At 62.1% G+C, this 966-nt stretch carries 1 protein-coding gene; it reads right to left on the bottom strand.

Annotation, left to right across the window (positions count from 1 at the left end):
• Positions 1–185: 185 nt before the first annotated feature.
• A partial coding sequence (locus tag FFK22_RS41920; RefSeq protein WP_221939311.1) for a hypothetical protein occupies positions 186–966 on the bottom strand: 781 nt, incomplete at its 5' end.

Raw genomic sequence — 966 nt, 5'->3', positions numbered from 1 at the left:
TGGGCGGAAAGCGGACTTGCTGCCAGGGCCAAATAGGCCCTGTCGAGAGGGCCGCCAAGACAGCGGAACTCATCAAAAGGGGCCGAAACCTCCAGGGTTCGCATCGAGTGAGATCTCGCCGTCGAGGAGACCCGGACCTCGGCGTCGCAGCCCGCCCAAGGCCACTGCCGGCTCCCGTCGGTGCGCTAAATGCGCAGTCGGATCGGCAATTCATTGCGCTCCGCATAGGCCAGCACGTCGCAGAAGACGGAATACGCATACCGGGCCGATCTCATGAGCACGGGCGCGCGGTCTTGGGCATAACGCGCCCGCCAAGCGGCTATCTCGTCAGGCGAGGCCTTCCACGTGGTTTCGTTGATCCGGTTTAAGGCAAAGCGAAGCTGGCCGGTCGACCCCACGATGATCCGGTCTTCGCCGTCCAGGGGGCCCTGGCATTCGATCAGGAATCCGGCCGGACAAGGAAGCCAGTAGGCGCACAGCAGTGTAGGCAGGAGTTCGAAGCCGTCATCAGCCGAACTGCGGGCCAGGAAGACTGGGTCTTCGAAGGGTGCATCGATCGCTCGTTCGGGCGGGATTGTGCTGTCTTCGGCATAGGCAGCCCAGACATACAGCGCCCCCAGCGCCGGCCAGCCCATCGAGCCGGTGGCGTACGGCGGCAGCATGCCCTCCTGCCATTGGACACGGTGGCCCGCGTTCTTCAGCAATTGTTTGGTAATGTAGTCCCGCCAAGCCAGGATATTGGGCTCAATAAGCTCAGGGTTGGTCTTGCCTACCGGCCTGCCGTCCGGGGTGATCTGACGGATCTCGGTGCCGGTGGCACGAGCCTCGACATCCAGTTCAGTCAGCCAGTCATTCGAGAAGAAACGCGTAAGCGCGCCGGCGAAAAGATGCCGAGCCATCTGTCCAAAACTCCGTACCGCCAATATGTGGCGCAGGATACAGGAAACACGAGGTTGCTGAATACTG

The organism is Mycobacterium sp. KBS0706 (assembly GCF_005938675.2).
Classification (GTDB): Bacteria; Pseudomonadota; Alphaproteobacteria; order DSM-16000; family Inquilinaceae; genus Inquilinus.
The sequence above is the reverse complement of the archived record's forward strand: the minus strand, read 5'-3'. Positions and strand labels throughout refer to the sequence as shown.